This window comes from Haloferax sp. s1, from assembly GCF_058382125.1.
This window is the reverse complement of the sequence record NZ_JBZRPK010000527.1, coordinates 1-6,719: the sequence shown is the minus strand read 5'-3', so window position 1 is coordinate 6,719 and position 6,719 is coordinate 1. Positions and strand designations below refer to the sequence as shown.

Below are 6,719 nucleotides of genomic sequence, written 5' to 3'. Positions count from 1 at the left end.
GCCCGGAACCGACTCGGGGAAGCCCCCGGCGAGAAGCGACTGTCGCGCGAGATTTCGCCCCTGTTCGTTTTCTTGATTCGCACAGCCGAGGCGGAAATCGACCCACTCGTCGGGCGAGACGCCGGTTCTATCGGTGAGTGCGTCTAGCACCGCGATAACCAAATCCTCCGGGTACACGTCCGCGAAACCGCCGTCTTTCTTCGCCTGTGGCGTTCGAACTGCATCGACGATGACTGCTCGCTCAGTGGAACGGCTCATACCAATTGGTGTGACAGCATCTGCCTTGAACCTTCGTTGAATGAAGGCAAATGATTATGATGGTTCACGAACCCCTTTTCGGTGATGCAAGTGAGTGTACTCGGTGCCGGAACCATGGGACACGGAATCGCACAGGTGTCCGCGATGGCCGGCCACGAGGTGACGATGCGAGATATCGAAATGGAGTACGTCCAGAACGGGCTGGACGCAATCGAGGAGAACCTTCAGGGCGGCGTCGACCGCGACAAGGTGACGCCCGAGGAGATGTCGGCCACGCTCGACCGAATCTCGGGGACGGCCTCGCTGGACGAGGCTGTCGCCGACGCCGACCTCGTCATCGAAGCAGTACCCGAAGACATGGACCTGAAGCGCGACACCGTCAGCGAGGTCGAATCACTCGCTGACGAGGAGACGATTATCGCGTCGAACACGTCGTCGCTCTCGGTGACGGAGATTATGAGCGCCCTCGACCGGCCGGAGCGCGGCGTCGGACTCCACTTTTTCAACCCGGTTCACATCATGGGTCTCGTGGAAGTCGTCGTCGCCGAGCAGACCGACGAAGAGACGCTGACGTTCGCAAACGACTTCGTGGAGGGAATCGACAAGACGGCCGTCCAAGTCGGCGATTCGCCCGGGTTTGCCTCGTCGCGTCTCGGCGTCGCACTCGGCGTCGAAGCCATGCGAATGGTTCAGGAAGGCGTCGCCTCACCGCACGACATCGACGACGCGATGGAACTCGGCTACAACCACCCGATGGGTCCAATCGAACTCGGCGACGTGGTCGGTCTCGACGTTCGTCTCGGGATTCTCGAATACCTGCGCGAAGAGTTAGGTGAGCGATTCCGCCCGCCGCAGATTCTCAAGCGGAAGGTCCGCGCTGGCAAGTTAGGCAAGAAGACCGGCGAAGGCTTCTACGTCTGGGAAGACGGCGAAATCGTCGGCGTCAGCGAGGATGTGATGGGCCGATGAGCGACCACGACGAGTCGATAGGCGAAGACGGTGAACCGGCGAGCGTGGAGTCAATCGCTGCCGAGTGCGAAACGGTCGATGTGGTCGTCGATGACCGTATCGAGGGCGTCGTCACGGTGACGATGAACCGACCCGACGCCCGAAACGCGCTAAACGCGACGCTTCGGGCCGAACTCAAGCGCGTCCTCGACGCCATCGAGGAGAGCAGCGCCCGCGTCGTCGTCCTCACGGGGGCGGACGAGGCAAAGGCGTTCGTCGCCGGTGCGGACGTAACGGAACTCCGCGAGCGCGACATGCTCGAACAGCGCGAGGCGAGCAAGCGCCCGCGGGTGTACGAGTACGTCGACGACCTCCGACAGCCGGTTATCGCTCGCATTAACGGGCACGCACTCGGCGGCGGCTGTGAGCTAATTCAGGCTTGCGACGTTCGAATCGCACACGAGCGAGCGAAAATCGGCCAGCCAGAGATTAATCTCGGCATCATGCCCGGCGGCGGCGGCACACAACGCCTCGCCCGCCTCGTCGGCGAAGGGCACGCGATGCGGCTCATCCTAACGGGGGAACTCATCCCGGCCGCAGAAGCGGCGGATATCGGACTCGTCGAGGAGGTTCACGACGACGAGACGTTCGACGACCGAGTGTACGAACTCGCCGAGATGATGGCGGCAAAGAGTCCCGTCGCGCTGGAGTTCGCCAAGAAGGCGGTCAAAGCCGCCTCGCGGATGGACCTCGAACAGGGAATCGAATACGAGGCCGAGTTGTTCGCCCAACTATTCGGGTCACCAGACAAGGACGAAGGCATCGACGCGTTCTTCGAGGACCGGGAACCCGAGTGGCACGAACGATAGTGTTCGAATAATTCGAACGCTATTGGCTATCCACTTGGTACTGTAAACGACCGAATTACACGTTGTCCCTCCCGAATGTAGTTTCTGAATCCGGTAAGACGGATGAGTATGCTATACACGGACACATACACCCAGATTCAGGAGTGCTGGAAACGTACTGAGCCCGCCATTCGTTCCGCATATTCGAACGAGAGTACGTAAGTTCAGAACACATGTCCGAAGAGTGAGAACCGTCGTTCGAAAGAAAAGAACAGGTGTTCAAAGAGTCGAGACAGCCGAGTGACTGCGTCGAGTTGATGGTTCGAAAAGTAATGTCTGGAGCAACACCGTCTGGGTCAACACAGGAGCGCCGCAGAAGCACTCAAGCAGCGAGGTGCATTACACCCATACTAATGTAATTGTTTGCCAGAATACCTATATAGACACCACAAAGATAACTATTGTTTGGTCTAGTTCTATTCGAGCTATTCGAACGAGACAATCTAGTGGCAGATAATCGAATAGAGAGTCTATCCACCCAAAAGCAAGCATTCTACGCATGTATCGGGGGTTCAGAGACAGAACAGTGCGTTCGAACGATTCGAACAACTGTTCTATCTCTTCGAGACGGATGACGAATCGAAAACGACGCTCAGGAGAAGTTGAGGTTTATTTCGACCTCGTTTGCGGCCCCGAGAAGGAGGTCGGCGAGGTCGTCAGTCAAACGGTCACCTTTGAGTCGGTTCGACGGGCCGGAGATACTGATTGCGCCGACTGGGTAGCCATCTTGGTCGGTGACGGCGACACCGACGGCGTGGAGTTTCGGGACGATTTCCTCGCGGTTGAGCGCGAATCCGCGTTCGCGAATGGTTTCCAATTCCTCGAAGAGTACGCCCGGGTCGGTTATCGTATGCGGCGTCTTCTCCGGAAGACCGTGTTGGTCGATGATTTCGTGGACTCGCTCGTCGGGGAATGCAGACAGAATCGCCTTTCCGGCGGCGAGTTGGTGGAGGTACGACCGTGTTCCCTCTCTCGCCGGGGTCCGAACCGAGTGCTTACCGGCCGCGCCGTAGAGATGGTATGCGCGTCCCTGTTCTTCTGTCACGCACCACACCTTCTCGCCCGTCTGCTCGGCGAGTTCTTCCAGTTTCGGCTTCGCCACCTCGTAGAATTGGTGCTGGTTACGCGCGTAAATGCCGAAATCGAGGAGTCGAAGCCCGACTCGATAGCCGTCGTCGTCCAGAACGACGAGTCCCTCTCGTTCCAGTGTCTTCAGGTGCCGATGAACCGTACTTTTCGCAAGCCCGAGTTCCGACGCGAGAGCAGTCGGTCCGAGCGGTCCTCGTTCCTTGAGCCGTTCGAGGATGCCAAAAGATGTCGCTGCCGTCTTCACCGGTCGGCGCTGTTCGTCGTCTGCCATTGTGTGGCATCCGTGTTCATTCGTTATAAACTTTGTTCGAAAAATTCGAACGCGCGTTCAGGTACTTCGAACGGAGCGGGTCAGCGGTACTATCCGATTAGCGGTGGGCGATAGAGCAAAGTAGTATCCGGGAGGATAGCCGACGTGCATGATTAAACTGGTGAATCTAGTCGTCCGAGCGGACGAGTACAGTCACGAGGAGTTCGTCGAGCGCTGGATGGGTTCGCACGCCGACATCGCGAAAGAACTCCCCGGCTTACAGAAATACGTAACGAGCCTTCCAGCAAACCCCGAGCGGTCCGAGTACGACGGTATCGTCGAACTCTACTTCGAGGATATGGGCGCGTTGAAGGCGGCGTTCGACTCCGACATCGGCAAAGAGGTGAACGCCGACGCCGCCGAGTTCATCGACATGGAACAGGGCCCGACGCTCTACGTCGAAGAGACGGTCCAACTCGACAGGTCGTGACCGAACCGGGCTTCCGCGACTACATCGACGTGCTACGAAAAGAACACGGGCTGAATCCGCTCTGAACACGCAGGTCGCTGCTTAGGTATCCGCTCGTTCCTCATCGAGGAGGTCGCGGATGTCGTCGGTCGACAGCAAGTCGACTAGATTTTCCCCCGCTTCGTACTGTGCTTGTTCTTCAGGCGTGAGGTACGTCTCTCTGTCGCGCTCGGAAAGCAACTCTTCGAGTCGGTCGTTGAGGTCTTCTGGGTCGTAGCCGGGGATTACCATAGACGAACATATGTTGTGCGATAACTTATAACACAGAGGGAGGAAGAATGGAGCCACGCAGTGCGTGATTAGTCCACGACCACACCGTCGTCTTTCACGTTCGGTGCGCCGACGACGAACACCTCACCGGCATCGAGACACCGGAGTTGCCGCACTTCGTCGGGAGAGACGACGACGATATCTCCGGATGCGAGTTCGAGCGTCTCGGTCACCGTTCCATCGTCGTCGGCAAAGACCATCTCGAATCGGCCGGAGAGAGCGTGTTAAAGTTCCTCTTGTGCGGTTTGGCGGTGCATTGGTCCGGAACCACCCGCCTCGAATACCCAGACCGTCGGGCGCATCTTCTCGGGGCGGAGTTCGTAGCCGACAGCGCGGACCTTCGCGTCCGCGTGTTCGACGTCGTGCAGTTCGAGGTTCGAGAGGGAGGCGTGTTTGTGCATCGCTACGGGCTATGGGGTGCGGAATAATAGGTGTGGGGTGTAAGGAGAGATAGCAACCCAGTTGTTACGAGTTGGGTGTAGAGACTGGCTGAACAGTGTAAACATCCCAACAGTACGATACATTCACAAATTATATAATTTGTACAATTTTTACAATTTGTACAGTAGGTGCGTTTATTATCATATTTATGCACTCAAGCATGTGAAATGTATTCTCAAAGTGACTGAAGACAACTAGCAGAATGGTGCCTGCGCAGTTGATGCAGAATCTCGAAGAACTCCGACTCCCGCCGCAACAGATGTGGGGTCGATGTCGAACTGCACACGCCACCGGGTGGCCATTTCTTTTTCACCGAAGCGCCGTGGTTCGAGCGGACGGTGAATCAGACCGTGGCCTTCGTCGAGCAAAGACTGTCCTGAAACGGTTGCACGCCATTCACTCCACTCGCTCTACTTGCTCCACTTACTCCACTCGCTCTACTTGCTCCACTTACTCCACTCGCTCTACTTGCTCCACTCACTGCGGAACCCAACAGAACCTGAATACCATAACGGACGAGCACGAACACTCACGTACGATGTCTCAGTTCGTCGTCGCGGCGTGCCAGATGGATTCGAAGGACGACAAACAGGATAACCTCGACCGGGCGCTCTCGTTCGTGGACGAGGCCGCCCGCGCGGGCGCTGACCTCGTCGCCTTCCCCGAGATGGTGACGTATATGGGCGACAGAGGCCGGTATCCCGAGGTTGCGGAACCCGCGGACGGACCGACAGTCAAGCAGTTCGCCGAGCGAGCCGACAAACACGGTATCTACGTCCACACAGGGAGCTTCTTCGAGCAGATTCCCGGCTCAGAGCGCGTGTACAACACGTCTGCCGTTATCGGACCCGACGGCGACGCACTCGACTACTACCGCAAGGTCCACCTCTTCGACATCGAACTGGAAGGAAGCGTCGAACAGCGAGAATCCGACTACGTGGCTCCCGGAAACGACGTCGTTACCGTGGATACCGAGCTTGCGACGCTCGGCCTCTCGATTTGCTACGACCTCAGATTCCCACAGCAGTACCAGACGATGGCTCAACGAGGGGCAAACGTCCTCCTCGTCCCATCGGCGTTCACCATGTACACGGGGAAAGACCACTGGAAGGCGCTCCTGCGGGCGCGGGCCATCGAGAATCAGGCGTACGTCGTCGCACCCGCACAGATTGGAACCAAACCGGCTTCGGAGCCGACATACGGGCGCACGGTCGTCGTCGACCCGTGGGGGAACGTCGTGGCGAAGGCGAAAGACCGAGAGGAAATCGCCACTTCGACTATCGACTTGGACTACCTCGACGACATCCGCCGCGACATGCAGACGCTCCAGCATGCTCGACCAGACGTGTACAAAAACGAATACGAAAATGAACCCTCGGGTCGTTAGAGGCTGAATCGCTCCGCCGCGGTCTCCATGTCCTTGTCACCGCGTCCGGAGAGGTTGACGAGGATGGTGTCGTGTTCGCTTGTTTCCGCGAGTTGAATCGCTCGCGCGACGGCGTGACTGGATTCGAGCGCCGGAATGATGCCTTCGGTCTCGCTGAGTTCGCGGAACGCCGCGAGCGCCTCGTCGTCGGTGACGCCGGTGTACTCAGCACGGCCAAGCGCGCGGAACATCGCGTGTTCCGGGCCGACACCGGGGTAATCCAACCCGGCGGAGACCGAGTGAACTTCCACGTCGTCGTCGATAACGCGGGTTTTCATCCCGTGGATAACGTCGTCTTTCCCCTTTGCAAGGGGTGCAGCGTGTTGCTTCGAGTCGGGCCCCTTACCGCCTCCTTCAGCCCCGTAGAACGACACGTTATCGTCGCGGAAGGCGTGGAAGAGGCCGATGGCGTTCGACCCGCCGCCGACACACGCAACGGCGGCGTCGGGGAGTTCGCCCGTCCGGTCGAGGAACTGCTCGCGTGCCTCCTCACCGATGACGCTCTGGAAGTCCCGAACCATCCGCGGGAAGGGGTCCGGGCCGACGACGCTTCCGACGAGGTACTGCGTCCCGTCGATCTTCTTCGCGTAGTCCTCTAAC

Annotated in this window: 8 protein-coding genes and 1 pseudogene; 4 read left to right on the top strand and 5 right to left on the bottom strand. The window is 58.5% G+C overall.

Features of this window, described 5'->3' with window-relative positions; translation table 11 throughout:
• Window positions 1–258, bottom strand: a 258-nt coding sequence (locus QT222_RS08935) for a thiolase family protein (RefSeq protein WP_491476963.1), incomplete at its 3' end; no start/stop codon positions are given.
• 84 nt (window positions 259–342) lie between these two features.
• Between QT222_RS08935 and QT222_RS08930 the strand changes: the two genes are divergently transcribed.
• Together QT222_RS08930 and QT222_RS08925 are read left to right on the top strand one after the other, a co-directional pair.
• On the top strand, window positions 343–1,227 hold the full coding sequence (locus QT222_RS08930; RefSeq protein WP_491476962.1) for a 3-hydroxyacyl-CoA dehydrogenase family protein: 885 nt from the start codon (window positions 343–345) through the stop codon (window positions 1,225–1,227).
• Window positions 1,224–2,075: an enoyl-CoA hydratase/isomerase family protein gene (locus QT222_RS08925; RefSeq protein WP_491476961.1), complete on the top strand. Its 852-nt coding sequence runs from the start codon at window positions 1,224–1,226 to the stop codon at window positions 2,073–2,075. Before QT222_RS08930 ends, QT222_RS08925 begins: the two co-directional genes overlap by 4 nt.
• Before the next feature lie 631 nt (window positions 2,076–2,706).
• Here the strand turns inward: QT222_RS08925 and QT222_RS08920 are convergent.
• Complete coding sequence (locus QT222_RS08920; RefSeq protein WP_004060777.1) at window positions 2,707–3,474, bottom strand: IclR family transcriptional regulator; 768 nt, start codon at window positions 3,472–3,474, stop codon at window positions 2,707–2,709.
• 148 nt (window positions 3,475–3,622) lie between these two features.
• Here QT222_RS08920 and QT222_RS08915 point away from each other — a divergent pair, with 148 nt between their 5' ends.
• Complete coding sequence (locus QT222_RS08915) at window positions 3,623–3,943, top strand: EthD family reductase (RefSeq protein ID WP_004060778.1); 321 nt, start codon at window positions 3,623–3,625, stop codon at window positions 3,941–3,943.
• 81 nt (window positions 3,944–4,024) lie between these two features.
• On the opposite strand, the gene QT222_RS08910 is transcribed toward QT222_RS08915, so the two are convergent.
• Both QT222_RS08910 and QT222_RS08905 read right to left on the bottom strand, forming a co-directional pair.
• Window positions 4,025–4,213, bottom strand: coding sequence for a DUF8027 family protein (locus tag QT222_RS08910; protein WP_004060779.1), 189 nt, complete (start codon window positions 4,211–4,213; stop codon window positions 4,025–4,027).
• Window positions 4,214–4,281: 68 nt separating this feature from the next.
• Window positions 4,282–4,653: pseudogene (locus QT222_RS08905) on the bottom strand (cupin domain-containing protein).
• 578 nt (window positions 4,654–5,231) lie between these two features.
• Here QT222_RS08905 and QT222_RS08900 point away from each other — a divergent pair.
• The gene (locus tag QT222_RS08900; RefSeq protein WP_491476960.1) at window positions 5,232–6,080 is read left to right on the top strand and encodes a carbon-nitrogen hydrolase family protein; all 849 of its coding nucleotides are present in this window, start codon (window positions 5,232–5,234) and stop codon (window positions 6,078–6,080) included.
• On the opposite strand, the gene QT222_RS08895 is transcribed toward QT222_RS08900, so the two are convergent.
• On the bottom strand, window positions 6,077–6,719 hold a 643-nt coding region (locus tag QT222_RS08895), incomplete at its 5' end, for a pyridoxal-phosphate dependent enzyme (RefSeq protein WP_491476959.1). The two genes, QT222_RS08900 and QT222_RS08895, sit on opposite strands and share 4 nt — an antisense overlap.